This is a genomic window from Nonomuraea sp. NPDC050691 (assembly GCF_040654455.1).
In the GTDB taxonomy this organism is placed as follows: Bacteria; Actinomycetota; Actinomycetes; order Streptosporangiales; family Streptosporangiaceae; genus Nonomuraea.
The window spans coordinates 1-26,441 of record NZ_JBFAIA010000062.1 but is presented as its reverse complement, the minus strand read 5'-3'; the positions used below and the strand labels follow the sequence as shown (position 1 = coordinate 26,441).

25 protein-coding genes and 3 tRNA genes are annotated in these 26,441 nt (G+C 71.9%); 14 read left to right on the top strand and 14 right to left on the bottom strand.

Translation table 11 applies throughout. The features are described 5' to 3' along the window. The first annotated feature begins 131 nt into the window (after window positions 1-131). The 8 genes from AB0H81_RS22605 (at window position 132) to AB0H81_RS22570 (ending at window position 6,114) form a co-directional block, all read left to right on the top strand. On the top strand, window positions 132-407 hold the full coding sequence (locus AB0H81_RS22605; RefSeq protein ID WP_358377726.1) for a hypothetical protein: 276 nt from the start codon (window positions 132-134) through the stop codon (window positions 405-407). A 34-nt stretch (window positions 408-441) separates the two neighbouring features. Next, a tRNA-Gly gene (locus tag AB0H81_RS22600) sits at window positions 442-513 on the top strand. A gap of 15 nt (window positions 514-528) precedes the next feature. After that, window positions 529-599, top strand: a tRNA-Cys gene (locus AB0H81_RS22595). A 7-nt stretch (window positions 600-606) separates the two neighbouring features. Continuing rightward, window positions 607-681, top strand: a tRNA-Val gene (locus AB0H81_RS22590). A 224-nt stretch (window positions 682-905) separates the two neighbouring features. Continuing rightward, window positions 906-2,777, top strand: coding sequence for an ABC transporter ATP-binding protein (locus AB0H81_RS22585; RefSeq protein ID WP_358377723.1), 1,872 nt, complete (start codon window positions 906-908; stop codon window positions 2,775-2,777). Continuing rightward, window positions 2,777-4,603, top strand: a complete 1,827-nt coding sequence (locus tag AB0H81_RS22580) for an ABC transporter ATP-binding protein (protein ID WP_358377720.1) — start codon at window positions 2,777-2,779, stop codon at window positions 4,601-4,603. The genes AB0H81_RS22585 and AB0H81_RS22580 overlap by 1 nt, the downstream gene beginning before the upstream one ends. A gap of 566 nt (window positions 4,604-5,169) precedes the next feature. Beyond that, window positions 5,170-5,583 carry a hypothetical protein gene (locus AB0H81_RS22575; protein WP_358377717.1) on the top strand — a complete coding sequence of 138 codons (414 nt, stop codon included), beginning with the start codon at window positions 5,170-5,172 and terminating at the stop codon, window positions 5,581-5,583. A 117-nt stretch (window positions 5,584-5,700) separates the two neighbouring features. Further along, window positions 5,701-6,114 carry a hypothetical protein gene (locus tag AB0H81_RS22570; protein WP_358377715.1) on the top strand — a complete coding sequence of 138 codons (414 nt, stop codon included), beginning with the start codon at window positions 5,701-5,703 and terminating at the stop codon, window positions 6,112-6,114. Window positions 6,115-6,399: 285 nt separating this feature from the next. On the opposite strand, the gene AB0H81_RS22565 is transcribed toward AB0H81_RS22570, so the two are convergent. The 3 genes from AB0H81_RS22565 to AB0H81_RS22555 are packed head-to-tail and all read right to left on the bottom strand — an operon-like array spanning window position 6,400 to window position 8,412. Then, window positions 6,400-7,476 carry a sugar kinase gene (locus AB0H81_RS22565; protein ID WP_358377712.1) on the bottom strand — a complete coding sequence of 359 codons (1,077 nt, stop codon included), beginning with the start codon at window positions 7,474-7,476 and terminating at the stop codon, window positions 6,400-6,402. Then, complete coding sequence (locus AB0H81_RS22560) at window positions 7,473-8,285, bottom strand: bifunctional 4-hydroxy-2-oxoglutarate aldolase/2-dehydro-3-deoxy-phosphogluconate aldolase (protein WP_358377709.1); 813 nt, start codon at window positions 8,283-8,285, stop codon at window positions 7,473-7,475. The genes AB0H81_RS22565 and AB0H81_RS22560 overlap by 4 nt, the downstream gene beginning before the upstream one ends. Before the next feature lie 4 nt (window positions 8,286-8,289). After that, the gene (locus AB0H81_RS22555) at window positions 8,290-8,412 is read right to left on the bottom strand and encodes a hypothetical protein (RefSeq protein ID WP_358377707.1); all 123 of its coding nucleotides are present in this window, start codon (window positions 8,410-8,412) and stop codon (window positions 8,290-8,292) included. A 154-nt stretch (window positions 8,413-8,566) separates the two neighbouring features. On the opposite strand from AB0H81_RS22555, the gene tnpA reads away from it, so the two are divergent. Together tnpA and AB0H81_RS22545 are read left to right on the top strand one after the other, a co-directional pair. Then, window positions 8,567-8,989 carry an IS200/IS605 family transposase gene (gene tnpA, locus AB0H81_RS22550; protein ID WP_358377704.1) on the top strand — a complete coding sequence of 141 codons (423 nt, stop codon included), beginning with the start codon at window positions 8,567-8,569 and terminating at the stop codon, window positions 8,987-8,989. After that, on the top strand, window positions 8,955-10,178 hold the full coding sequence (locus AB0H81_RS22545) for a transposase (RefSeq protein WP_358377701.1): 1,224 nt from the start codon (window positions 8,955-8,957) through the stop codon (window positions 10,176-10,178). Before tnpA ends, AB0H81_RS22545 begins: the two co-directional genes overlap by 35 nt. Window positions 10,179-10,215: 37 nt before the next feature. Here the strand turns inward: AB0H81_RS22545 and dgoD are convergent, their stop codons facing one another. From dgoD to AB0H81_RS22505, 8 genes are all read right to left on the bottom strand, one after another. Continuing rightward, window positions 10,216-11,361 (bottom strand): galactonate dehydratase, encoded by a 1,146-nt coding sequence (gene dgoD / locus AB0H81_RS22540; protein WP_358377698.1) that lies wholly within the window; start codon window positions 11,359-11,361, stop codon window positions 10,216-10,218. Window positions 11,362-11,678: 317 nt separating this feature from the next. After that, window positions 11,679-12,359, bottom strand: a complete 681-nt coding sequence (locus tag AB0H81_RS22535; protein WP_358377767.1) for a FadR/GntR family transcriptional regulator — start codon at window positions 12,357-12,359, stop codon at window positions 11,679-11,681. Continuing rightward, window positions 12,359-13,219, bottom strand: coding sequence for an SDR family NAD(P)-dependent oxidoreductase (locus AB0H81_RS22530; protein WP_358377695.1), 861 nt, complete (start codon window positions 13,217-13,219; stop codon window positions 12,359-12,361). The genes AB0H81_RS22535 and AB0H81_RS22530 overlap by 1 nt, the downstream gene beginning before the upstream one ends. Further along, complete coding sequence (locus tag AB0H81_RS22525; RefSeq protein ID WP_358377692.1) at window positions 13,216-15,162, bottom strand: beta-galactosidase; 1,947 nt, start codon at window positions 15,160-15,162, stop codon at window positions 13,216-13,218. The genes AB0H81_RS22530 and AB0H81_RS22525 overlap by 4 nt, the downstream gene beginning before the upstream one ends. Then, entirely contained in the window at window positions 15,159-15,992 is an 834-nt protein-coding gene (locus AB0H81_RS22520; protein WP_358377690.1) for a carbohydrate ABC transporter permease, read from the bottom strand. Before AB0H81_RS22520 ends, AB0H81_RS22525 begins: the two co-directional genes overlap by 4 nt. 176 nt (window positions 15,993-16,168) lie before the next feature. Further along, window positions 16,169-17,116, bottom strand: coding sequence for a sugar ABC transporter permease (locus AB0H81_RS22515; protein WP_358377687.1), 948 nt, complete (start codon window positions 17,114-17,116; stop codon window positions 16,169-16,171). Between the two features lie 11 nt (window positions 17,117-17,127). Continuing rightward, on the bottom strand, window positions 17,128-18,471 hold the full coding sequence (locus AB0H81_RS22510) for a sugar ABC transporter substrate-binding protein (RefSeq protein WP_358377684.1): 1,344 nt from the start codon (window positions 18,469-18,471) through the stop codon (window positions 17,128-17,130). Between the two features lie 140 nt (window positions 18,472-18,611). Next, window positions 18,612-19,340 (bottom strand): hypothetical protein, encoded by a 729-nt coding sequence (locus AB0H81_RS22505; protein WP_358377681.1) that lies wholly within the window; start codon window positions 19,338-19,340, stop codon window positions 18,612-18,614. Window positions 19,341-19,635: 295 nt separating this feature from the next. Between AB0H81_RS22505 and AB0H81_RS22500 the strand changes: the two genes are divergently transcribed. The 4 genes from AB0H81_RS22500 (at window position 19,636) to AB0H81_RS22485 (ending at window position 23,081) form a co-directional block, all read left to right on the top strand. Next, window positions 19,636-20,301 (top strand): epimerase, encoded by a 666-nt coding sequence (locus AB0H81_RS22500; protein ID WP_358377678.1) that lies wholly within the window; start codon window positions 19,636-19,638, stop codon window positions 20,299-20,301. Window positions 20,302-20,441: 140 nt separating this feature from the next. Then, window positions 20,442-21,530: an LLM class flavin-dependent oxidoreductase gene (locus AB0H81_RS22495; RefSeq protein WP_358377764.1), complete on the top strand. Its 1,089-nt coding sequence runs from the start codon at window positions 20,442-20,444 to the stop codon at window positions 21,528-21,530. A gap of 32 nt (window positions 21,531-21,562) precedes the next feature. Next, window positions 21,563-22,204, top strand: coding sequence for an FMN reductase (locus AB0H81_RS22490; RefSeq protein WP_358377675.1), 642 nt, complete (start codon window positions 21,563-21,565; stop codon window positions 22,202-22,204). Between the two features lie 103 nt (window positions 22,205-22,307). Beyond that, the gene (locus tag AB0H81_RS22485; protein ID WP_358377672.1) at window positions 22,308-23,081 is read left to right on the top strand and encodes a chitosanase; all 774 of its coding nucleotides are present in this window, start codon (window positions 22,308-22,310) and stop codon (window positions 23,079-23,081) included. 51 nt (window positions 23,082-23,132) lie between these two features. Here AB0H81_RS22485 and AB0H81_RS22480 read toward each other — a convergent pair whose 3' ends face one another. The 3 genes from AB0H81_RS22480 to AB0H81_RS22470 all read right to left on the bottom strand — a co-directional run. Beyond that, window positions 23,133-24,104 (bottom strand): superoxide dismutase, encoded by a 972-nt coding sequence (locus AB0H81_RS22480; protein WP_358377669.1) that lies wholly within the window; start codon window positions 24,102-24,104, stop codon window positions 23,133-23,135. A gap of 72 nt (window positions 24,105-24,176) precedes the next feature. Then, entirely contained in the window at window positions 24,177-25,592 is a 1,416-nt protein-coding gene (locus AB0H81_RS22475) for an L-fucose/L-arabinose isomerase family protein (protein WP_358377666.1), read from the bottom strand. A gap of 124 nt (window positions 25,593-25,716) precedes the next feature. After that, a partial coding sequence (locus AB0H81_RS22470; RefSeq protein ID WP_358377664.1) for an SDR family oxidoreductase occupies window positions 25,717-26,441 on the bottom strand: 725 nt, incomplete at its 5' end.

Sequence of the window (26,441 nt, the reverse complement as noted above, 5' to 3'; positions counted from 1 at the left end):
TACGGCGGGCGTCCTCATATGGCTGCAGGGCGGTCTCGTACGGCGGGCGGCATGTCCCTCCGCGCGTACGCCCCGGCCTGACACGGGTGCTTCGACGGCCGTTCGAACACTTCCGGTGCACCACCGGCGCCATGACCGACAGCCCCGCGCTCCTCGTGGCCGACTCCGTGGAGCGATGCCTGGTCCTGGCCGAGACCTGGCTCGCCCGGGACGGCCGGCCCGTCCCGACCGACGGCGCCAACCTGGGCGCGGAGGTGGAGGCCCTGCTAGCGCCACCCCGGCCGCCGACGCCTGGGACGTCCCGCGTGACCCCAACTGGACGCTGCGCCGGATCGCCTCCTGGAGTCGTCTGGTACGCGGAGCAGGTCGGCGACTTCCGGTTTGGGGACTCGGCGAGGATTCGCTAGAGTTCTCTCGTCGCCGCAACACAGCGGCGGCGACGCGGAAGTGGCTCAGTGGTAGAGCATCACCTTGCCAAGGTGAGGGTCGCGGGTTCGAATCCCGTCTTCCGCTCGGAGCTTCCGGCTCGGTGGAGTGGCCGAGAGGCGAGGCAGCGGCCTGCAAAGCCGTCTACACGGGTTCAAATCCCGTCTCCACCTCGGCAACGGACGATTAGCTCAGCGGGAGAGCGCTTCCCTGACACGGAAGAGGTCACTGGTTCAATCCCAGTATCGTCCACCACACCTCACCCCAGGTCTCGCGACCTGGGGTTTCGTGTTGTCAGGGCCCCTCTCCCCGGGGACGGCGCGCCTCTCGCGGGCGTACGAGCCGACGGGCACAGGCGGGCTCGCTCCGGGCGGGGAGCGCCGGCGCGGCGCCCCGAAATCCGGTGGGAATCTGTCGGTGCCCGGTGGTAGAAAGCAGGTTCGATAACCATCCGCCTGCCGCCTCGGGGAGCTTGGCCTGTGACCTCCAACAGCACGCCGGAGTTCTCCGTCTCCGGCCCCCGTCACGACCATCGCGGCCCGGTCCGCTGGCTGTGGTCCCATCTGCGCCGCCATCCCCTCCACCTGCTCGGGTTCCTCGGCGGGTCGCTGGTGATGGTGGTGCTCAACGCGACCGTGCCGTCCCTGACCGGCGACGCGTTCGACGCCGTGCTGGGCGGGCGGGGCGACCCCGCGGAGGCGCTGCGGCTGATCGTGCTGGCGCTGCTCGCCATCGTGCTGGCGCGCGGCGTGTTCGACCTGGCCGCCCGGCTGTCGAGCGAGGTGCTGGCCAAACGCCTGGAGCGCGACGCCCGTGACGAGCTCTACGTGAGCCTGCTGGGCAAGAGCCAGACGTTCCACAACCGGCAGCGGGTGGGCGACCTCATGGCCCGGGCGGCCAACGACATCCGGCAGCTCTCCACCATGGTCACGCCGGGTCTCGACCTCATCGTCGACTCCGGGCTCACCGGGATCGTGCCGCTGTTCTTCATCGGGGCGATCAACCCGCGGCTGCTGCTCGTGCCGGGAATCTTCGCCGTGGTGTTCGTGGCGGCGCTCTGGCACTACATGCGGCGGCTCAACCCCGTGGCGACGCGCATGCGCGAGGAGTTCGGCGATCTCAACGCCACGCTCAGCCAGGCGGTGCGGGGCATCGAGGTGATCAAGGTGACGGCGCAGGAGGAGCAGGAACGGCGGCGCTTCCGGTCGCACGCGCGCCGCTACCGCGACTCCTTCGCCCGCAACGGCCTGGTGCAGGCCCGCTACCTGCCGACCCTGCTGTTCGCGTTCGCGATGGCGGCGGCGCTGTGGCACGGCCTGGCCCTGCACGGAGCCGGGGTGATCAGCGTCGGCGAGCTGGTCGCGTTCATGGGGCTCATGGCCATGCTGGGGTTCCCCACGCAGATCTCGATCTTCACGTTCTCGCTGGTGCAGATCGGCCTCGTCTCCTCGCGCCGGATCCTGGACATCATGACGTCCGAGAGCGAGCTGGCGCAGCGCGCCGACGGCCACGCCGCGTCCATCAGCGGCGAGATCGTCTTCGAGGACGTCACCTTCGGCTACGGCGAGGGCGAGCCGGCGCTGCGCGGCGTGTCGTTCACCGTGCGCCCCGGCGAGACCGTGGCCGTCGTCGGCGAGACGGGCTCCGGCAAGAGCACGCTCACCAAGCTCGTCCCCCGCATCTACGACGTCACCGCGGGCCGCATCCTCATCGACGGGGTCGACGTGCGCGACTGGGACCTCGACTCCCTGCGCTCCCAGATCTCCACGATCGAGCAGGACATCGTGCTGTTCTCCCGGTCGGTGGCCGAGAACATCGCCTTCAGCCTGGGCCAGCGGGCCGACCGCGAGGCCGTGGTGCGGGCGGCGGAGGACGCGCAGGCGGCCGAGTTCGTCGCCGAGCTGTCCGACGGTTACGACACGGTCATCGGCGAGCGGGGCGTCACGCTGTCGGGCGGGCAGCGCCAGCGCCTGGCCATCGCGCGGGCCCTGCTGACCGACCCGGCGATCCTCGTCCTGGACGACTCGACGAGCGCCATCGACTCCGCCACCGAGGACAAGATCCAGCAGGCGATCGGCCGCATCCAGGAGGGGCGCACCACGCTGCTCATCACGCACCGCCTCTCCCAGATCCGCTGGGCGGACAAGGTGCTGCTGCTGAGACGCGGCGAGCTGGCCGACTACGGCACGCACGACGAGCTGATCGCCCGCAGCCGTCTCTACCGGCGGATCTTCTCCCACTACGACGAGGTGGAACTCGACGACGGCCCGGACCCGACCGGCGACGGCCGCGGCGGGGTTCTGGAAGAGGCGGGTCAGGCGATGGCCGGCGAGCAGGGAGGGGTGCGCTGATGGGCTTCATCATGGACGGCCTCGACGCCGAGGACTACGACCGCACGTACGGCGACCGCGAGCTGCTGCGCCGCATCCTGTCCTACTTCCGGCCGAAGCTCGGGCCGATGGTGCTGGTCGCCGTCATGATCGTGCTGAGCTCCGCGAGCCAGGCCGCCATGCCGCTGGTGGCGAGCTGGGGCCTCGACGAGATCCAGGACGGCACCATCGCCGAGACCGGCTGGCGGCTCACGCTCGGCCTGCTGCTGGCGGGCGGGCTCGGCTGGGGGTTCAACTTCGTACGCCAGTGGCAGAGCTCGCGGATCACCGGCGACGTCGTGCTGCGCCTGCGCGAGGACGCCTTCGACGCGGTGCTCCAGCGCGACCTGTCGTTCTACGACGAGACGCCGTCGGGCCGGATCGTCAGCCGGGTGACCTCCGACACCGACGACTTCGCCACGGTGTCCACGCTGACGATGGACCTGATCAGCCAGGTGCTCATGGTGGGCCTCGTGACGGTCCTGCTGTTCATGCGCAGCGTCGAGCTGGCGCTGCTGACGCTGCTCGTGGTGCCCGTCGTGGTGGCCATCGCGCTGCTGTTCCGGCGGATCGCCCGGACGAGCACCCGCCGGGCGCAGCGGTCGCTGAGCCGCGTCAACGCCAACCTGCAGGAGACCATGGGCGGCATCGCCGTGGCCAAGAACTTCCGGCAGGAGCGGCAGGTCTACGACGAGTTCCGGCCGATCAACCAGCAGAGCTACAAGGTGACCCTGGGACAGGGGTTCGTGTTCTCGTCGATCTTCCCGGTGCTGTTCCTGGTGGCGGGGCTCGCGACGGTCGCCCTGACACAGCTGGGCGGCACGGCCGCGCTCGGCGGGCGGCTGTCGGCCGGCGACTGGTACCTGTTCCTGCAGGGTGTGGCGCTGTTCTGGTTCCCGCTGACGTCCATCGCCGCGTTCTGGTCGCAGTTCCAGCAGGGGCTTTCAGCGTCGGAGCGGGTGTTCGCGCTCATCGACGCGCCGCCGCGGGTGGTGCAGACCGACGCCCGCGACGTCGGCCGGGTGGCGGGGCGCATCGAGTTCGAACGGGCCACCTTCGGCTACGACCCGGCCGCCCCGGTGCTGCGCGACTTCGACCTGGTCATCGAGGCGGGCGAGACGGTGGCGTTGGTCGGCCACACGGGCGCCGGCAAGTCCACGCTCAGCAAGCTGATCACCCGGTTCTACGAGTTCCAGGAGGGCCGCCTGCTGATCGACGGCCACGACATCCGCGCGCTGGAGCTCGGCGCGTACCGCAGGCAGATCGGCGCGGTCCCGCAGGCGCCGTTCCTGTTCAGCGGCACGGTGGCCGACAACATCCGCTACCCGAGACCCGACGCGACCGACGAGGAGGTGCTGGCCGCCGCGACGGCGGTCGGCGGCGGCGACTGGCTCGAGGCCCTGCCCCACGGGCTGCGCACGGACGTGGGCGAGCACGGGCGGGCGCTGTCCATGGGGCAGCGGCAGCTCGTGGCGCTGGCCCGGCTGCTGGTGCAGGACCCGGCGATCGTGGTGCTGGACGAGGCCACGGCCAGCGTCGACCCGCTCACGGAGGCGCAGATCCAGGAGGGCCTCGACGTGGTGCTGGCCGGCCGCACCTCGATCGTCATCGCGCACCGGCTGTCCACGATCGAGCACGTCGACCGGATCATCGTCCTCGACCACGGCCGGATCGTCGAGGAGGGCGACCACGCGACGCTGCTGGCCCGCGGGGGGAGGTACTGCGAGGTGTACAACACGTACTTCCGCCACCAGTCTCCCCACTACCGCGCGGGCACGGGCTTCGTCCCGGTCGCGGCTCAGGGGTGAGCGTGCGGGGCCGGTCCCCTTCCAGCCCTGCCTCGGGCTGCCCCTTTCCGCGGGACCGGCCCGCAACTTGCCGGCCTCCGGCGGGGGCATGCGACGCCGCTTGCTCCCCCTTGTAGGCACTTGCGCCCTGCTCCGGGAGCTTGTGCCGCGCTTCACGCAACTCGTCCCCCTTGGGAAGGGAACTCGTCCCCCTTGGGATTCGTGGTCCGCTTCAGGGAAGACGCTTCGGCAGGACGCTTCGCACTGAGACGGAGCCGACCTGCGGGCAGGAAGTACGACCTCATGCATTCGTCCTCATGCATTCGTCGGGTCGGGATGGCAGGCGGTCCGCACTGTCGCGTCCCCGGGCTCCGGCACTCCGACGCGCCACCACCACCCGCGCAGCTCGTCATCGGAGGCGGGCGCTCACCCCATGACCACTCGTCCCGACCACGGGCACGACCATGTCCGGCGCCGGCCCGGACAAGGTCAGGCGATGAGGAATCGGCGGACAGCCGTTGGCGCGCGCGAACATTCCGGCATCCGGGAGCGACGAACCATGCAGTCGATCGTTACGGAGGCCGTTGATGACTTCACCCTTGGCCGTGGAACCGCCGCCGACGGCCCGCCCGAACCGGTCCCGGCGGCTGAAGGGCCTCGGGCTGGTCGTGCTCGGCATCGCCCTGGGGCTGGCGCTGTCCGTCGCGGCGCGGTGGCCGCGCTCCGAGGTGGTGTACCGCAGCGACCAGCCCGCCTCCGTGGCGTATGACGACGATGCGAAACACCTGCTGGCCTTGGTCCGCCGGAGCGCCCTGCTCGGGGAGTCGCGCCAGATCTTCGTCGGCCGGGACCCCAGCGTCTCCTACGGCCATTGGGTGGACATCGACACGTCCGCCGACTCCGTCAGGACGACCGAGTGGACGACCTCCGGGGTGCGGGTGCTCTTCGACACCGGGCACGAGCTGTTCATCCCCGTCAAATACTTCATCGGCGGCCGGTGACCTCCTCGGCGAACGCTCGGAAACGCCCGAGGCGGAGAGTCCATGGAATCCCGCCCTGTGGATCTTGTCTCACATGCCGGCTTACTGGCACAGGTCATCCCGGCCGTACTCATAGCGATGGTCGTCGAGTTCCGCGCGGTGCACGACACATGGCGCAGTGTGGCCAAGGATCACGCCAAGAATCGCTCGCAGGCCGAACGGACGGAGCTGGCGCGCCTGATCCCGAGGCAGGTGGTCATCCAATTCGCTGTCATGCTCGTGCTCACCCTGCTCGAAGTCGCGGCACTCGTGGTCGCCGGCGGGCGCCCCGGACCGCTCAAGCTGGCCGAGTGGATCGTACGGGAACGGGTCGCGGTGTTCGCCCTGGCAGGAGGGCTGGCCATGATCCTGCAGTGGGGCGCGCCGGCGCTCATGCAGAGCTACCAGCGGACGGGGCTCATCCCCGACCAGGATCGGCGCGCGTTCCACTGGGTGCTGCGGGTGCTGCTGTACGCCACCATCTTCGGGGCGGCGTGGTTGACCTTCGGATGACCCGCCGAGCACCGCTGCGAGTGCGGCGCGGTTGTACGAGCTCCCCTGAAACGCCCTCGAAGCATGGCGCGATTGCGCGGAGACGACACACCGGGACGCCCCTCGGAACAGGATCCATGCGGTTCAGGACGCCCCTCGAACCAGCAGCCGCGCGGCCCCGAGGGGCGACGCCCGAGTTGCCCCTCGGAACGTGGTACGGCTGCGTGAGAGCGACGCCGCCCGGATTGCCGTGAAAGCGAAGGACCGTGACGTAGGACGACAATCCCAGGGTGCCAGGCGGGCGGCTCAGCGGACGGTCTCGCCCTCGTCCAAGGCGAGCAGGGAAAGCTCAGCGCGGTCCGGCAGGCCGTGCCAGTCACCGTCGGACGCCACCGCAAACGCCCCCACCGTCACCCCGCGCCGCACCCGCTCCCGCAACGGCAGACCGTCCAGCAGGCCCGACAGGTAGCCGGCCACGAACGCGTCGCCCGCGCCGACCGTGTTCACCGCCCGCACCGGCACCGCTCCCGCCGCGGCGTGCGCGCCGTCCGCCGCCCACGCCTCCGCACCCGCCGCGCCGCGCTTGACGACGACCTCGCCGATCCCGGCCGCCAGGAGTGCGGGGACCTCCCCACCGGTGGCGGACCTGAGCCCGCGGGTGACCAGGGGCAGTTCGTCGGCCGAGGCCACCAGGACGTCCACGTACGGCAGGAGGTCCGCCAGCGTCCGTGACGCCGTGTCGCGATCCCACAGCCGAGCCCGATGGTTGACATCCAGGCAGACGCGCACACCCAGCTCGCGCGCATGCCGTACGGCATGCGAGATCGCGGACGCGGCGTCGGGGCCGAGGGCCGGGGTGATGCCGGTGACGTGCAGGAACCTCGCCCGGTCCGCCAGGGCGGCCGCGGCGTCGGCGGGAGTGAGGCGGGAGCCTGCGGAACCGGCACGGTAGTAGTGGACCCGCGTGATCGTCGCCACTCTGCGTTCCTGGATGAGCAGGCCCGTCGGATGGTCGGGGTCCGTCCTGGCGGTGTCGACGTCGACGCCTTCCGCGCGAAGAGTACGCAGGACCAGGCGGCCGAGCTCGTCGTCGCCCACGACTCCCGCCCAGCGGGCCGCGTGGCCGAGCCTTGCCAGGCCGATCGCCACGTTCGCCTCGGCGCCCGCCATGGACAACTCCAGGCTGCCTCCCATACGCAACGGCCCACCGCCGTGCAGGGACGCCATCGCCTCACCAAGCGTCACGAGGTCGAGGGCCCGGGCCGGGGGTGTGGTGGTGGGCCTTTCTGCGGCTCGGGGTGTGGTGGCGGGCGTATATGGGGCTTGTGGTGTGGTGGCGGCCGTGGCCTCGCCGCGTGGGGAGCCGTTCGGGTGGGTCGTCACGGCCTCTCCGCCTCATGCCGGAAATGTCGGGCGCGGGTGCGGAGCGCAGTCAGGGCGCCGTCCCCCGGATCGCCTGGATCGCCACCGTGCGAGGCATCGTCGCCAGGGGCACCCTCGTGCGCAGCGCCGGCCCCTCGAAGGCCGTCCTCCCGAACGCCGTTCCCCGGATCGCCACCGTGCGAGGCGCTGTCCGAAGGGGCCCCGCCGTACGCAGCGCTGTCCCCCCGAGCACCGCCCCTTGGGGTCCTGCCGTGTGGGGCGTCGCCCGTCAACGGCGAGCCGACCCCCACGGCCACAGCCCCCGCCTCAAGGTACGGGCGGACCTGCTCGGCCGTCACCCCGCCCACGGGGATCAACGGGATCGACGGGTACGGGTCGCGCAGCGCCGCCAGGTAGCCGGGGCCGCCCAGCGAGGCCGGGAAGACCTTGACGGCCGTCGCCCCCGCCTCCCACGCGTGCCACACCTCCGTGGGCGTCAGCGCCCCCACCAGCGCCGGTACCCCCAGCGACAAGGCGCGGGCCGCCCCCGCGCTCATCGCGGGCGTCACCACGAAGCGCGCCCCGGCCTCCACCGCCGCGTCCGCCTCGGCCTCCGTGAGCACCGTGCCCGCACCCAGCGTCGCGGACGTGCCCAGCTCGGCGTGCAGCCGGGCGATGACGTCCAGCGCCCCGGCGCCGCTCAGCGACACTTCCAGGACGTCGATCCCCTCCTCCACCAGGACGTGCGCGGTGCGCACCGAAGCCTCCGGGTCGCGGCCGCGCACGATGGCCAGCAGCCGCCGCCGGCGCAGAACGTCGAGCAGGTCCACGTCATCACCCCGCCATCGAGCCGTCGTCGAGCAGGTCCAAGTCTCCACGCGCCATCGAACCGGCGACGAGCAGATCCACCCCAACACCCGCCATCAGGCCGTCGCGGACCAGGTTGAGCAGTCCCATCAGTTTCTCCCGAGGGGACCAGCGGCTTTAGCCGTTGGGGGAATCGGGAGCGGGAGGGCCGCCAAGGCCCGAGCGTGCAGTGACCCGTCAGATTCGGGCATGAGAGGTCTCCGTTCCTCACGCATTAGACGTGTGACGCTGTTATAACGATCGTGTGACTCGTCAAGTGCGTACCTCCCCCGGTGCGGCGTATGACCTCGGGTACCACGTCGTGTGGTGCCCGAAGTACCGCCGCCCGGTCCTCGGCGGGCGGGTGAAAACCCGCCTGGAGGAGCTGATCCACGCCAAGGCCGACGAGCACGACTGGCAGATCGTGGCTCTTGAGGTGATGCCCGACCACGTGCACTTGTTCGTCAAGCCGCATCCGAAGAACTCGCCGTCGTATGTGGCCAACCAGTTCAAGGGCTTCACCTCCTACCACCTGCGCGCCGAATTCGCGCACCTGCGTTCTCAACTGCCCACGCTGTGGTCGCGGTCCTACTTCGTGGCCACGGTCGGTGCCGTGTCCGCCGAGACGGTGCAACGCTACATCGAGACGCAGTATGAGAGGCCGTCCAAGGGCGGTGGCCGTGCGTAGGTCCTGCAAGTTCCTCATGCGCCCGACGTGCCACCAGGTGATCGCCCTGACCGCGTGCCTGGACGACCACCGCGCCCTGTACAACGCCGCCCTCGAAGAGCGCCGCGAAGCGTACAAGCGGACGAAGATCTCTATCCGGTACGGCGACCAGTCCGCCCAGCTCAAAGAAATCCGCGCCTACGACCCGGACCAAGCCCGCTGGTCGTTCTCCTCCCAGCAGGCCACGCTCCGGCGTCTGGACAAGGCGTTGCGCGCGTTCTTCGACCGCGTCAAAGCGGGCCGCACGCCCGGATACCCGCGTTTCAAGGGCCGGGGCTGGTTCGACACCGTCGAGTGGCCAAAGGACGGCGACGGCTGCCGGTGGGACTCCCAGCCCGGCCACCCGGCCGCCACGTTCGTGCGCCTGCAAGGCGTCGGGCATGTCCGCGTTCACCAGCACCGGCCGGTGCGGGGCCGGGTGAAGACGATCAGCGTCAAGCGGGAAGGCTCCCGCTGGTACGTAATCCTGTCCTGCGACGACGTCCCGGCCGAGACGTTGCCCGCCACCGCAGCGGTCGCCGGAATCGACATGGGCGTGGCGTCGTTCCTGACCACCTCGGACGGCGCGCAGGTCGGCAACCCGCGCCACCTGGCCGCTTGCGCTGACCGGCTCGCCGCCGCCCAGCGGGACCTCGCACGTAACAAGCGCGGCTCGAAACGCAGGCGCAAGGCCCTCGCCCGCGTGACCGCGCTGCACGGCAAGGTCCGCCGTCAACGACTGGACAGCGCGCACAAGGCAGCGCTGGCACTGGTGCGCGCCTACGACGTGATCGCGCACGAGGACCTGCGGATCGCCCACATGACCAAGGCCCCGGCGCCGAAGCCTGACCCCGACCAGCCGGGCGCATTCCTGCCCAACCGCGCGGCGGCCAAGGCCGGACTGAACAAGAGCATCCTCGACGCGGGTTGGGGGGTGTTCCTGACGGTCCTCGCGCACAAGGCTGAAAGCGCCGGTCGAGAGCTGATCGCTGTGAACCCCGCCAACACCTCCCGCACGTGCGCCCGCTGCGGGCACTACGCGAAGGAAAACCGCGTCACCCAAGCCGAGTTCCGATGTACGGCGTGCCGCCACGAGGCGCACGCCGACGTGAACGCGGCGATCAACATCCTCAGGGCAGGGCTTGCCCTTCGCGACGCCGCAGCGGCCTAGCGAGAAGCCGCCCCCTTCAGGGGACGGAGGAGTCACGTCACCACTCCGCCATCGAGCCGTCGTCGTGCCGCCATACCGGGTTGCGCCAAGTGTGGCCGCGCCGGTCGGCCTCGCGTACCGCCCGCTCGTCGACCACCACGCCGAGGCCCGGCAGGGACGTGCGGTGGGCGTGGCCGGCGGTGAAGGCGAACGGCGCCGGGTCGAGTACGTAGTCGAGGAACTCGGTGTCGCGGTGGTAGTGGATGCCGGCGCTCTGTTCCTGGATGAGGAAGTTGGGGGTGGCGAAGCCCACCTGGAGGCTGGCGGCCAGCGCGATGGGGCCGAGTGGGCAGTGCGGTGCGATCTGCACGTCGAACGTCTCCGCGAGCGCGGCGATGCGCCTGACCTCGGACACGCCGCCCGCGTGGGAGATGTCGGGCTGGGCCACGGCCAGGCCTGAGGTGAGCGCCGGCAGGAAGTCGGAACGGGAGTAGAGGCGTTCGCCCAGCGCGATCGGCACGTCGGTGGCGGCGGTGAGGTCGGCCAGCCGGTGCAGCAGGCCGGGGGCGAGCGGCTCCTCCACGAACATCGGATGCAGTGGCGCGACCGCCGCGATGATCCGGCGGGCGTCAGCAGCCCCCGCCCGGCCGTGCAGGTCGATGGCGAAGTCGCGGCCGGGTCCGAGGGCCGAGCGGGCCACCTCGGCCCGGGCGACGACGGTGGCGAGGTCGGCGGCGGTCGCCGCGCGGGGCAGCAGGCCGGAGCCGTTCATCTTGACCGCGGTGAACCCGGCCTCGACCTGCTTTTCGATCTCCTCGCGCAGCTCGCCGGGGTCGTCGCCGCCGACCCACGCGTACACGCGGACGCGGTCGCGGACGGGCCCGCCGAGCAGTTCGTGCACCGGCGCGCCGTAGTGCTTGCCGGCGATGTCCCACAGCGCCTGGTCCAGGCCCGCCACGGCGCTGGACAGGACCGGGCCGCCCCGGTAGAAGCCGCCCTTGGTGAGCACCTGCCAGTGGTCCTCGATGCGCAGGGCGTCCTGGCCGACGAGGTACTCGCTGAGCACCTCGACCGCGGTGCGGACCACCTCGGCCCGGCCCTCCACGACCGGCTCGCCCCACCCGACGACGCCGTCGTCCGTCTCCACGCGGCAGAACAGCCACCGCGGCGGGACCAGGAACGTCTCGATCCTGGCGATCTTCAAGCCTGTTCCCCCATGATCTCTTCTCCGGGTGGCCGCCGTCTCACGGCCACTCCCCCGCCTCGCGTCGCCTCACAGCGGCCCGGCCGCGTCGCGCCGTCTCACAACCACTCGCGGCGCTTCTTCCGAAGTCGCGCCTACTCACAGCGGCCCCTCCACTCCACGTCGACCCCTCTCACAACCGCTCGCAGCGCTTCTCCGGAGGTCGCGCCACTCACAGCGGCCCCTCCACTCCACGCCGCCGCGCCTCACAGCGGCTCCCCGGCAGGCTCACAGCGACGTCGCGGGGGCTCACAGCAGCCCCTCCACGTCGCTGCGGCTCACAGCAGCCCCTCCACGTCGCGCCACGCCTTGGCCAGCAGGTCGCGCATCGCCGTCTCCGCCGCTCCCGCGTCGCCGCGCCTGATCGCCTCCAGCACCGCCAGATGGCTCGGTACGGGATCGTCGCCGCCGTTGGCGGCGTGCACGAGCCGGTCGCGCCCGGCCAGGCCGGCGCCCATGACGACGTCCATGCGGACGAGCAACTCGTTGCCGCCCGCCGCGAGGAGCGCCCGGTGGAAGTCGAGGTCGGCCGCGACGGGGTCCTCGGCCGCCGCCATGCGGTCCAGGGCCTGCTGCAGCTCCTCCAGCTGTCCGGGGGTGCGGCGCTGGGCGGCGAGCCGGGCGACCGACGGCTCGACGATGGACCGCAGCTCGTGCAGGTCGCGCAGGAACCCCGGGTCGGGATGGCCGGCGAACTTCCATCGGATGACGTCGCCGTCGAGGAGGTTCCAGTCGGCGCGAGGCCGCACGTGGGTGCCGAGCTTGGGCCGGGCCCCGATGAGGCCCTTGGCGGTGAGCACCTTCATCGCCTCGCGCAGCGCCGTGGAGCTGACGCCGAGCCGTTCCTGCAAGGCCACGACGTCCAGGGCGTCGCCCTCCTTGAACTCGCCACCGAAGATCATGGCGGCGATCGCCTCGACGGTCTGCCCGTGCAGGCCGCGCCCGCTGTAGGCGGCCATCACGCCGAGTCCTTCACGATGCTCCAGCCGCCGTCGGCCGTCAGGCACGCGCCGGTGACGAACGACGCCTCGCCGGAGGCGAGGAAGGCGATGACCGCGGCCATCTCCTCCGGCGTGCCGAACCGGCCGAGGACGGTGGCGCGCACGCTGTCGGCACGGCCCCGCTCGTCCACCCGGTCCCAGGCGGGGGTCATGACCGGCCCGGGCAGCACGCAGTTGACCCGCACGGCCGGGCCGTACTCGACCGCGAGCTGCCGGGTGAGCGCCGTCAGCCCGCCCTTGGCGGCGGCGTACGCGGGATGGCCCGGCAGCCCCACGACGGCGTGGACCGAGGAGGTGATGACCATGGCGCCCCCGGTGGCGGCCATCGGCGGCAGCAGCCGGCGAGCGGCCAGGAACGCGGCGGTGAGGCCGACGCCGAGCTGACGGTTCCACGACTCCAGGCTCATCTCGTGCGCGGGCGCCACCTCCACGACGGCGGCATTGCTCACGAGCACGTCCACGGGACCCCAGGCGGCGACCCGGTCCCAGGTCTCCTCGGCGGCCACGTCACCACGCAGGTGGACGATCTCCGGCGCGCCCTCCGAGGGCACATCGTCACGCGGGTACGCGCCCTCCGAGGACACGCCGTCACGCGGGTACGCGCCCTTCGAGGACACGCCGTCGCGTAGGTGGACGCCCTCCGCGCCGCCCTCGGCGCTGACCCGCGCGTCCAAAGCGACGTCGGCCACACCTACCGGCGCCACGTCGACGACGAGCACCTCGGCGCCCTCGGCGGCCAGCCGGCGGGCGGTGGCCGCGCCGATGCCGGAGGCGCCGCCGGTGACGACGGCGCGGCGGCCCACGAACCGGCCGCTCACTCGATCTCCCCGAGGGGGACGACGGCGACGCCGAGCGGGCCCAGCTCGGCCCCGGCCGCGCGGACGGGGTGGTCGTTGTGATTGAGGAGGAACACGTGGCCGCCGCGCCGGACGGCCTCGACGCCGGCGGGCAGTCCGGCCACGACGGGTTCGACGCCGGCCAGGCGCAGGGTGTCGCGGACGAGGTCGCGCATGGAGTGTTCGGCGGGCCGGGTGCCGAGGTAGGTGGCGGTGCCCCGGCCGTACGCGTGGCGGGTGACGGCGGGCAGGCCGGCGAGCGGGCCGCCGGTGTAGGAGGCGAGCACCGCGGCGCCCTCGGGCACGATGTGGTCGGCCCACAGGCCGGCGCCGCCGCCGGTGGACAGGCCGAGCCGCTCGCCGTCGCTGAGCGGCCAGAACTCCTCCACGCGCAGGCCGAGCAGGTCACGGAAGGCGCCGGGGTGGCCGCCGGGCCGGATGCGGTCGCAATCGTCGGCGATCCCGCTGAAGAACGACATCAGCAGGTGGCCGCCGTCCTCGACGTACCGCCGCAGGCCCTCGGCCGCCGCGTCGTCGCACAGGTAGAGGTTGGGCACGATCACCAGCTTGTACGAGGACAGCGCGGCCGTGGGCGGCACCACGTCGACCGTGACGTTCTCGTGCCAGAGCGGCGCGTAGTGGGCGCGTACCCGCTCGGGCATGCGCAGTTCGGCGGGCCGGGCGTCGAGCTCCAGCGCCCACCAGGCGGGGTAGTCGAAGACGAGCGCCACGTCGGCGGGCACGCGGGTGCCGGCCACGCCGCTCATCGCGCCCAGCTCGGCGCCGAGCGCGGCGGTCTCGCGGAAGATCCGGTCGTGCGGCCCGCCGTGGGAGACGACCGCGGAGTGGAACTTCTCCGCGCCACCCGTCGAGGCCCGCCACTGGAAGTACATGACGGCGTCGGCGCCGCGGGCCACGGCCTGGTGGCTCCACAGCCGGTTGAGGCCGGGCCGCTTGGGCCGGTTGGGCGGCCGGTAGCTGATGGCGCCGGTCGCGGTCTCCATCATGAGGTACGGCCGGCCGCCGCCGAGGGAGCGCATCTGGTCGTGGAAGAACGCCGCGTCGATGTGGGCGGCCGGGTCCTTCGGCTCGGGGTAGAGGTCGAGCGCGACCACGTCGAAGTCGGGCGCCCAGGAGGCGTAGTCGGCAACCGGCTCCCACATGCCCATGATGTTGGTCGTCACCGGTACGTCCGGGGTGAGCTCGCGCAGGACGGTCCGCTCGGCCCGGTAGCAGGCCAGCAGCGCGTCGGAGCTGAAGCGCCGGTAGTCGAGCTCCTGCGCGGGGTTGCGCAGGGTGGGCGCGGTGCGGGGCGGCAGCACGTCGGCCCAGTCGGTGACGCGCTGGGACCAGAACGTGGTGGACCAGGCGGCGTTGAGGCCGTCGAGGTCGCCGTAGCGCTCGCGCAGCCAGCGCCGGAAGTCGCGTGCGGAGACGTCGCAGTAGCACTCCTGGACGTGGCAGCCGTACTCGTTGCCGACGTGCCAGAGCGCGAGGGCGGGGTGGGCGCCGTACCGCTTGGCCATGAGCCCGGCCAGGCCGGCGGCGGCCTCGCGGTAGATCGGCGAGCTGGGGCAGTAGTGCTGGCGCGAGCCGGGCGACAGCCGCACGCCGTCGCGGTTGACCGGCAGGGTGCCGGGGTGGAGCCGGGACAACCAGGTGGGGGGTGAGGCGGTGCCGGTGGCCAGCGAGACCGCGATGCCGGCCTCGCCGAGCAGGTCCATGACCTCGTCCAGCCAGCCGAAGTCGTACGTGCCGGGCTCGGGCTCGACGCTCGCCCACGAGAAGATGCCGAGGGTGACGACGCTGACGCCGGCCTCGCACATGAGGCGGACATCCTCGCGCCACACCTCCGGCGGCCACTGCTCCGGGTTGTAGTCGGCGCCGAAGCCGATGCGGTCGTTGAGCACGGGCAGGATGTTCACCCTTTGACGCTCCCTGCGGTCAGGCCCGCGCGCCAGAAGCGCTGGAGCGAGGCCATGGTGAGGACGAGGAGGAGTGCGGACACGGCGGCCCCGGTGACCGTCAGCTCGAAGAACGCCGGGTCGCGGAAGGTCTGGGAGTTCCACAGGGCCAGGCCGAGGGTGGCGGGGTAGAGCCGCTGGTCGGACAGCATGACGAGGGGCAGGAAGTAGTTGTTCCAGACGCCGATGAACTGGAACAGGAAGATCGTTACCAGCGCCGGGCTCATGATCTTCAGGCCGATGCGGAAGAAGATGCGGTACTCCCCCGCGCCGTCGAGCCGGGCCGACTCGAGCAGCGCGTCCGGGATGGCGGCGTGGGCGTGGATGCGGGCGAGGTAGACGCCGAACGGGCTGACCACGCTGGGCAGCAGCACCGACCAGAACGACCCGGTCAGGCCGGCCTGGCTGAAGATGAGGTACGTGGGCAGGGCCAGCACGGTCGAGGGCACCAGCACGCCGGCGAGGACGAGGTTGAACAGGGCCTCCCGGCCGCGGAAGGGGTACTTGGCCATGGCGTAGCCCGCGGCGGCCGACAGCAGGGTGGCCGCCAGGGCGCCGAGCCCCGCGTACAGGAAGCTGTTGAGGATCCAGCGGCCGAACAGGCCGTCGCCGGTGCCGAACAGGCGGCCGAGGTTGGCGCCGAGCTGCGGGCGCGGCGACCAGAGGCCGAACGTGCCGAACAGGTCGGCGGTGCTCTTGGTCGCGGCGACGAGCACCCAGACGACCGGCAGCAGGAAGTAGACGGCCGCGGCGAACAGCAGCGCCAGCACCACCACGGTGGCCGGCTTCATACGACCTCCTGTGCTCATGGTCGCGCTCCTCACGCTCCCTGCGGGGTCACGGCGGTCGGCTCCCCTCCCGCCTACCTCCTCGCTCACTACTCGCCGCACAGTGCTCATGGTCGCGCTCCTCACGCTCCCTGCGGGGTCACGGCGGTCGGCTCCCCTCCCGCCTACCTCCTCGCTCACTACTCGCCGCTCCATGCCCGGTTGCCCTTCCGGTTCACGCTTCTCAGGAACCCGAAGGAGATGACGAAGGCCATGACGGCGATGAGCGTGGCCTCGGCTGAGGCGAGGTGGATGTTGGCCTGGCCGAACGCCTGGTTGTAGGCGGCCAGGTTGGGGGTGTAGTCGCTGTTGATCGCCGTGGTGAGCGGCTTGAGGATGAGCGGCTCGACGAAGAGCTGGAGCGTGCCGATGAGCGTGAACACCGTGATGAGGATCAGCGGCGCGCGCACCAGCGGCACCTTGACGTGCCAGGCGATGCGCGCCTCGCTCGCCCCGTCGACGCGGGCCGCCTCGTACAGCTCCTGCGGGATGGCCTGCAGCCCGGCGATCAGCACCAGCATGTTGTAGCCGGCGAACTGCCAGGTGGCGATGTTGGCGATGGACAGCAGGATCGTCTGCGGCGACAGGAAGTCGTGGGGCAGGCCGGCCGCGGCCAGCACGTCGATGAGCGGGCTGGTCTGCGGCACGTACAGGAAGCCCCACAGCAGCGAGGCGATCACGCCGGGCACGCCGTACGGCAGGAAGAACGACACCCGGAAGAACGCGCGGAAGCGGGCCCGCGCGGAGTCGAGCAGCAGGGCCAGCGCCAGGGCGGCGACCACCATGGCCGGCACCTCGATGAGGCTGAACACCAGCACCCTGCCCACGCTCGCCACGAACGCCGGGCTGGTGAGCGCGGTGGCGTAGTTGCCGAGCCCGGCGAACTCCAGCACCGGCTCGCTCAGCCCGAGACCGCTGCTGGTGAGCCGGAAGAAGCTCTGGTAGACGGCGTAGCCGATCGGCGCCAGGTAGAACAGCGCGAAGGCCAGGAAGAACGGCGTGACGAAGACCGCCACGTGGAGGCGGGGACGGCGGGGGCGCCGCCGGGCCGTGCCCGCCGCCGTCCCGGCCGGTGTCCGCTGCAGCACCCCCGCCACCGTCAGCCGCCCGTCACGACGCTCAGGCCCTTGGCCTTGAGCTGGTCGACCATCGCCTGCTGGGTCTTGGCGAAGGCGTCGGTGAGCGTGCCCTGGCCCTGGACGGCGGCCTTGGCGTTGTCGGTGAGCGTCGCGTAGAGGGCGTCGCTCACCGGCGGCCAGCGCCAGTCGAGGGCGACGGCCGCGTCGGACTGCTTGAAGACGTCCCAGATGTTCTGGCCGCCGTAGAAGGGGAAGACGGTGTCGTCCTTCTGCAGGTTGGTGACCTTGCTGGTGTCCTTGACCGAGGGCCAGCCGTAGCCGGCGGACAGGAGCGTGTTGACGCTCTGCGGGTCGCTGTTGAGCCAGACCGCGAACTCGGTGGCGGCGGCGGGGTTCTTCGTGCCCTTGAGTATCGCCGAGGAGGAGCCGCCTGCCCAGCTCGCCGAGGTGAACGTCGCGGCGCCCGGCCACTGCGGGATCGGGGCGACGGCCCACTTGCCGGAGGTCTTGGGCGCGTTGCCGCGGATGATCGCATCACCCCAGGAGCCGCCGATCCAGCCGACGATGCCGCCGGTCTGGAGGTCCTTGTACCAGGCGTTGGACAGGTCGGCCTCGGTCTTGAGCACCTTGTCGTCGAGCAGCTTCTGCCAGAAGGCGGCCATCCTGCGGGTGTCGGGGTTGTCGATGGTGACCTTCCAGGAGTCACCCTCGGTGGAGAACCACTGCTGCCCCGCCTGCTGCGCCAGGGAGATCAGCCACGGCGCCTGGTTGGCGGCGAACGTGGAGATGTAGGCGTCCTTGTCCTTCTTGCGGATGGTCGCCGCGGCGGCGGCGAAGTCGTCCCAGGTCTTGGGCGCCGCGATGCCCCACTTGTCGAACAGGTCCTTGCGGTAGTAGAAGCCCATCGGGCCGCTGGCCTGCGGGATCGCGTAGACCTTGCCGCCGAAGACGCCGGTCTGCCACTGCCAGCCGACGAACTTGGCCGCGTCGTCCTGGGCGTACTCGGTGACGTCCTGCAAGGCGCCGTTGACGAGGAACGAGGGCAGGGAGTCGTAGCCGACCTGCGCCACGTCGGGGGCGTTGCCCGCCTTGACCGCGGCGAGCATCTTGGCGTAACCGCCGTCGGGGCCGGGGGTGATGGTCTCGAGGTTGACCTTGACGCCGGGATGGGAGGAGTTGAACTGGTCGACCGCCTTCTGGATGTCGGGCACCCACGACCAGAACGTGAGCGTCACCGGCTTGGCCGGATCGCCGCTCGCCGGCGCGCCGGCGGGCTGGCCGCCACCGCCGCCGCACGCCGCGGCGAGGCCGATCGCGGCCGCCATGGCCGCGGCCCGCGCCGCCCGGGAGATCTTCGATCCCATGCTGACTCCCTTCCAACGGAACGCCTGACCTCGGGTTCCGGCTTGGAGGAAGACATTATTGGTATTTTATTAATAATGCAATGGCGCTACGTGACCGTTCCCGGGGAGGGCGTCGCCCCCTCCCCGGCGGGCCGCGCCGGTCACTCGTCCGGCTTGAAGGTGAAGGTCGAGGGGGCCTTGAACGACGGGTCCGGCGCGCCGTACACGAGCGAGATCTGCTCGTGCGCCTTGACCACGACTGCGGCGGGGTCGCCGGTGACCGGGATCCCGTTCACCTCGGCGGTCAGGGTGCGGCCGGCGCCGGTCCTCAGGGAGCCGAGCTGGTTCGCCGACAGCGTGACGCCCCACTGCTGGAAGAGCTGGCCGAGGGTGAAGACCTCGCCCTCGGTGTGCGGCTCGACGTGGATGACGCCCCGGTCGTCGTGGGTGTGCAGGGGCGACATCTCCTCGCCCACGATGCCGATGTCGGCCGGCACCTCGACCTCCTCGCCGTCGACGAAGACGCTGAGGTGCGCGTGGTAGTGCTCGGCGTGGCCCATCGGTCCGTGAGTCAGGCCGGCGGCCCGGATGCCGGGCAGCGGGTCGGCGGGTACGGGCCAGGGCGGCGTGCCGCCGTCCGCGGGGCGGGGGGCGTGGGCGCGGACGTACTGGAAGACGGCGACGCCGCCGGCGGCCAGCGCGACGGCGGCCAGGGCGGCGACCAGGACGCGGGCGGCGCGGCGGCGGGTGGCGCCGGTCTCGTCGGCGACGGACGCGGCGGGCGCGGCGGGGTCCGCGTGGGAGTCGGGAACGGTCTCGGGGGCGGTCTCGGGGGCGGTCTCGGAGGGATCGGCGAGCCGCTGCTGCTGGTGAATCGCCTCGGGTGACATGGGCCCATGATGAGCGAGGAGGCCCGTCACGGGGATGGGCCGCGCACAGGCCGGATCCGGCCGTCTTTACCTGCCACCGGGTACGGGTCACACGGGGCCGCCCCGCTACGGGGTCGCGCGGGCCCGTCCCGCACGGGATCGCGGGGGTCTGTCCTGTCTTCAGGGTCGCACGTGTTCGCCCTGTCTTCAGGGGCGCGCGTGTTCGTCCTGTCTTCTGGGGCGCGCGTGTCCGTTCGGCGGGAAGCCTGGGATGATCGGTGCGAGAGGGCGGCGGCCCGCTCGGAACGGAGCCCGGATGAAAGTGATCGTCTTCGGCGCGACCGGCATGATCGGGCAGGGCGTGCTGCGGGAGTGCCTGCTCGACGACCGGGTGGAGGCCGTGCTCACGGTGGGCCGCGCGCCCACCGGCCGCTCCCACCCGAAGCTGCGCGAGGTCGTGCACGCCGACCTGCTGGACCTCACGCCGATCGAGGGCGAGCTGGCCGGCCACGACGCGTGCTTCTTCTGCCTCGGCGTCTCCTCGGCGGGCATGGGCGAGGACGAGTACCGGCGTGTCACGTACGGGTACACGCTGGCCGCCGGCACCACGCTGGCGCGGCTCGGCCCCGGCTCGACGTTCGTGTACGTGTCGGGCGCCGGCACCGACTCGGGTGGCCGGGCGATGTGGGCGCGGGTCAAGGGCGCCACCGAGGAGGCGCTGCTGGAGCTGCCGCTGGAGGCGTACATGTTCCGGCCCGGCTACATCCAGCCGGTCCACGGGGCGACGTCGCGGACGCGGTGGTACCGGCTGGCGTACGTGGTGACGGCGCCGCTGTTCCCGATCCTGCGGCGGGTGTTCGCGGCGAGCGTGACGACGACGGAGCGGATCGGCCAGGCCATGATCACGGTGGCCGAGCACGGGGCCCCGGAGCGGATCCTCGGCCCGGCCGCGATCAACGCCCTGGCGGCGGCCCGCGCCTGACGGCTCAAGAAGGACGGGCACGGCGCCCGAGAGACCCGCCCGCCCGCGGCGTCCCGGCCCACGATGATGGTGGAATAAGCCGGGGCGCCGTAGCGCTGAGCTAGCTGTTAAACTTTCAACTGTCATGGGTGGTGACTAAGATGCAGTTCGGCGTCTTCAGTGTCGGTGACGTGACCATGGACCCGACCACGGGCCGCACTCCGACCGAGGGTGAGCGCGTCAAGGCGATGGTGGCCATCGCCCTGAAGGCCGAGGAGGTCGGCCTGGACGTGTTCGCCACCGGCGAGCACCACAACCCGCCGTTCGTGCCGTCCTCGCCGACCACGATGCTCGGCTACATCGCGGCGCGGACCGAGCGGCTCGTCCTGTCCACGGCCACGACGCTGATCACGACGAACGACCCGGTCAAGATCGCCGAGGACTTCGCCATGCTGCAGCACCTGGCCGACGGCCGGGTGGACCTCATGCTGGGCCGCGGCAACACCGGCCCGGTCTACCCGTGGTTCGGCCAGGACATCCGGCAGGGCATCCCGCTGGCCATCGAGAACTACGCGCTGCTGCACAGGCTCTGGCGCGAGGACGTGGTGGACTGGGAGGGCCGTTTCCGCACGCCGCTGCAGGGCTTCACCTCCACGCCGCGCCCGCTCGACGGGGTGCCGCCGTTCGTGTGGCACGGCTCGATCCGCAGCCCGGAGATCGCCGAGCAGGCCGCGTACTACGGCGACGGCTTCTTCGCCAACAACATCTTCTGGCCCAAGGAGCACTTCATCAAGCTGATCACCCTCTACCGGCAGCGGTACGCCCACTACGGCCACGGCACGCCGGAGCAGGCGATCGTGGGCCTCGGCGGGCAGGTGTTCATGCGCAAGAACTCCCAGGACGCGGTCCGCGAGTTCCGCCCGTACTTCGACAACGCCCCGGTGTACGGCCACGGGCCGTCGCTGGAGGACTTCATGGCCGAGACGCCGCTCACGGTCGGCAGCCCGCAGCAGGTCATCGACCGCACGCTGGCCTTCCGCGAGTACTTCGGCGACTACCAGCGCCAGCTGTTCCTCATGGACCACGCCGGGCTGCCGCTGAAGACCGTCCTGGAGCAGCTCGACATCCTCGGCGAGGAGGTCGTGCCGGTGCTGCGCCGCGAGTTCGCCAAGGACCGCCCGGCGCAGGTGCCCGACGCGCCCACCCACGCCTCCCTGACGGCGGCGGCCCAGACCTCCGCCACCGTCTGAAACCCCCGACGACACCGAACAGGAGTGTGACCATGAAGCTCGTCGCCGTGTCGGCCGGGCTCAGCGAGCCGTCCTCGACCCGGCTGCTGGCCGACCGCCTGCTGGAGGCCACCCGCCGCCACCTGGAGGAGTCCCCCGGCGACGGCGGGCGCGGCCCGGTGGAGGTCGGCGTGGTGGAGCTGCGCGACCTGGCCGTGGACGTCGCCAACGCCTTCGTCACCGGCTTCCCCGGCGCCCGGCTGCGGGAGGCCATCGAGGCCGTCACCCGGGCCGACGGGCTCGTCGCGGTCACCCCCGTCTTCACCGCCTCCTACAGCGGCCTGTTCAAGTCGTTCTTCGACGTCGTCGAGCCGGACGTGCTGGCGGGCAAACCGGTGCTGATCGCCGCCACGGGCGGCACGGCCCGGCACTCGCTGGCGCTGGAGCACGCGCTGCGGCCCCTGTTCGCGTACCTGCGGGCCGTCGTGGCGCCGACGGCCGTCTACGCCGCCTCGGAGGACTGGGGCGGCGGGGGCGACGCGTTCACCGACGGGCTGGGCGAGCGGATCGGGCGCGCGGCCGGCGAGCTGGCCGGACTGGTGTCCGGCCGTCCCCGTCCGGCGGCGGGCAGGGCCGCTCCGGAGGCCGAGGAGGTCGTGCCGTTCGAGCAACAGCTCGCGGCGCTGCGCCCCTGACCGGCTTCCGGCCGTTTTCACAGGATTCGGCGTTCCGCTTGACTCCTGTGAGTCCAGTTCGTTAGGAAGGCTTCCTAACGAATCCCGGCTCACAGGAGCTCATGTGTTAAGCACCCTCCTCGCCCCCGTCCTGGCGCCCGTGCTCGCGCTGACTCTACAGGCGCCCGTCGATCTCACAGATCCGCACAAGAAGGACATCGCCATGCAGCTGGTGTCCAGCGCGGAGAACTCGTCGCTCGACTGGAAGGCCCAGTACGGCTACATCGAGGACATCGACGACGGGCGCGGCTACACCGCCGGCATCATCGGCTTCTGCTCCGGCACGAGCGACATGCTCAAGCTCGTCGAGGTCTACACCGAGCGCAAGCCCGGCAACGTGCTCGCCAAGTACCTCCCGGCGCTGCGCAAGGTCAACGGCACCGACTCCCACAAGGGCCTCGACCCGACCTTCACCAAGGACTGGAAGACCGCGGCCAAGGACACCGTCTTCCAGCAGGCCCAGAACGACGAGCGCGACCGCGTCTACTTCAACCCCGCCGTCAAGCAGGCCAAGAGTGACGGCCTGCGGGCGCTCGGCCAGTTCGTCTACTACGACGCCATGGTCATGCACGGCCCGGGCAGCGACAAGCTGAGCTTCGGCGGCATCCGGAAGTCGGCCCTGGCCAAGGCCAAGCCCCCGGCGCAGGGCGGCAACGAGACGACGTACCTCAACGCCTTCCTGGACGCCCGCAAGGCGGCCATGAAGGCGGAGGAGGCCCACGAGGACACCAGCCGCGTGGACACGGCGCAGCGGGTCTTCCTCAAGAAGGGCAACCTCGACCTCGACCCGCCGCTCACCTGGAAGGTGTACGGCGACAGCTACACGATCAAGAAGTAGCCGCCCCGCGCCCGGCCGCCCCCCTCGCGCGGCCGGGCGCCGGCGTGGGTGTCACCTTCCGGGACGCACGGCCACCACCGTGTACGGGGTGTCCGGCGCGGGCGGGGTGGTGAAGCGGGCGTTGGGGAGGTACAGGCGGCCGCCGAAGGCCGCGACCGTGCTGGGCACGTCGAAGCGCGGGTCGGTCAGCCGGCGCTCGACCCGTCCCGACGAGCCGTCGTCGCCGAGCCGCACCACGGCGATCCGGTTGAGCCGGTTCTGCACCGCGTACAGGGTGCGGCCCGACAGCAGCAGGCCGTCGCCGTTGAGGAGCGTCTCACCGCCGAGGTCCACCTCCGTGGTGACCCCGGTGGCGGGATCGACCTCGAAGAGCTTGCCGGTGTTGGACTGGACGACGATCAGCGACCGGCGGTCCGGGGCGAGCACGATGCCGTTGGCGTTGTTGCCGGCGGCGTACCGGATGGCGCCGCTGAGCGGCACCTCGACGGCCTCGGCGGGCAGCGAGCCGTCGCGGCCGAGCGGCAGCTTGTGCAGCACCGGGCGGGCCGAGTCGGTGAACCAGGCGGCGCCGGGCGTCAGCACGACGTCGTTGACGAACGTGGGCGCGCTCGCCAGCGGGTACGACCGGAGCACCTCGCCGGTACGGGCGTCCACCACCCGGGCGTCCCCGCCGGTGCCCCCGGCGACGAACAGGCGGCCCCGCCCGTCGGCCTTGAGCCCCAGGGAGGGCGTGCCCGGCCCCTCGCTGAAGACGGCGCCCTCCCCGGTGCGCAGGTCGGCGCGGTAGAGCGAGCCGGTGGCGCGGGAGCCGAGGTAGGCCACGGGGCCGGGGCCGATCGCGATGCCCTCGGGCTGGAAGCCGGCGGGCAGCGCGAACGACTCGACCAGGCCCGCCGCCCGGTCCGCGGCCGGCGCCTCGGCGAAGGCCGGACCGGGTGTCGTGGCCAGGGCGGGGGCCGGTCCGGCGGCGAGGGTCATGAGCAGCACGGCGCCGGGCGCGCTCGTCAGGATCGCTGGTCTCATGAGACCCACTCTGCCCCCGCGCCCGGCGCCGAAGAAGACCGGGCCGCCCGGTTCACAGGCAGTTGCCAGGAATCAGATCTCCACCAGCTCCACGTCCAGCAGGTCCGCCAGCGCCTTCAGCTCGCCGATCCGGTGGCCGGTGCCGAGGGCCCAGTGGTGGGAGATGCCGGAGGCGCTCCAGGCGTCCGTCCACTCCCCCGGGTCGCGGCCGAAGTCCACCCGCGACGTCGTGTTGCCGATCTTCAGGTGCGGGCCGTCGACGGTCACGCCCTCGGAGGCGACGAACGCGAAGCGGCCGTCGCGCCGCTGGATCAGCCCGAACGCCGTCACCGGCCCGTGCGCCACGTCGAACTCGACCGAGACGCCCCAGCCGCGCTTGCCGTGGAAGACGCCGAGGCCGCGCAGCAGGGGGCGGCGGGCGCTGATGGCCAGGTGGGCGGGCCCGTCGTGGCCCATCTCGACGTGGCCGCGCAGGAAGTCCAGCGCCTGGAGCTCGGTGAACGAGCCGCCCGCGCCGAGCCGATCCATGATCAGCATCGCGAGGGAGGTGCGCAGCTCGTACTCGCCGGCGGCCGGGACGCCGCGGGCCGTGAGCAGCGACGCGCCGAGGATCATGCCGGCGCCGAGCCGCTCGTGGATCTCGCCGTCGAGCCCGCGGTGGTAGTAGGCGAGGCTGTCCAGATCGAAGTCCTCGACCAGCCGGTCGAGGCCCAGGGAGACGCGGGCCGCCCACTCGAAGTCCTCGGGCACGACCGTGTCTGCCAGCTCGAACACCTCGCGCGCCAGCCCGATGCGCTCCTTGACCTCGGCGTCGCCCACCTTCTCCACGCGGACGCGCAGGTCGTCGAACTCCAGGACCTCGACGTGGCCGCCGAAGTTGACCGGCACGAGCGTGAGGTCGGTGGAGACGTCCAGCATGCCCGGGTAGAGGTGCCCCATGAGCCCGTGGCGGCCCTTGCGCAGGGCGGCGCGCACGCCGGCGGCCTTGACCCACCGCTCGATGCGCTCCCAGGCCCGCGCGTCCTCCAGGTAGCCCGACACGGAGCGGAACGGGATGCCCGCGCGCATGAACGTGTTGGCCATCTCCGGCAGCGGGCAGGCGCCGCAGTAGGCCAGCCACTGGCCGGTGTCGAAGGTGTCGTGGTCCATGGACTCGGTGGGCTGCAGGTTGATGAGCAGCACCGGCGCGCCGCTGCGCTGCGCGATCGGCAGCAGCATGGTGGCGGTCATGTAGGTGGTGAGGAAGCCGACGATGAGGTCGCAGCCGGCCTCGCGCAGCCGCTCGGCGGCGACGGCGCCCTCCTGGGCGTCGGAGATGAAGCCGACGTCCACCACCTCGCAGCCGAGCTCCCCCATCCGCTCCGACACGCGCGCGGACGACCGCTGGAGCTGGGGAAGCAGGTCGGGGAACTGCGGCCAGTACGCGCCGAGCCCGCCGGCGACGAGCCCGACCTTGGTCCGGGGTGCGGTTGTCCTTTCGAGCGGCATCGTTGCCTCCTGGGGTTTGGAGCCGGTTCGGGGGGTAGCAGGGGTGCGGGGACAGAGGGAAGACGGTGCCGCCGGCGGAGGATGACCGCCGGCGGCACCGCTCGTTCCAGGCCGGACGAGCCGCCTAGCGGAGGAACGCGGCGGCCACGCCGGCGTCGACCGGGATGTGCAGGCCGGTGGTCTGCGCCAGGTCCCCGCCCGTGAGCGCGAAGACGGCCGCGGCCACGTGCTCGGGCAGCACCTCCCGCTTGAGCAGCGTCCGCTGGGCGTAGAACTCGCCGAGCCGCTCCTCCTCCACCCCGTACACGGCCGCGCGGTTGGCGCCCCAGCCGGAGGCGAAGATGCCGGAGCCGCGCACGACGCCGTCGGGGTTGATGCCGTTCACGCGCACGCCGTACTGGCCGAGCTCGGCGGCGAGGAGCCGCACCTGGTGCGCCTGGTCGGCCTTGGCGGCGCCGTAGGCGACGTTGTTGGGCCCGGCGAAGACGGCGTTCTTCGAGGAGATGTAGACGATGTCGCCGCCCATGCCCTGGTCGATGAGCACGCGGGCGGCCTCGCGGGAGACCAGGAACGAGCCGCGGGCCATGACGTCGTGCTGCAGGTCCCAGTCGGCGAGCGTGGTCTCCAGCAGGGCGCGCGACAGCGACAGGCCGGCGTTGTTGACGACCAGGTCGACGCCGCCGAAGGCGAGGACCGCCTGCCGTACGGCCTCGGCGACCTGCTCCTCGGAGGTGACGTCGGCCTCCGCGGCGATCGCCACGTCCTCGGGGCGCAGCGCCTTGGCGCCGAGCTCCGCGGCGACCTTGCCGGCGGCGGCCACGTCGCGGTCGGCGACGACCACGCACGCGC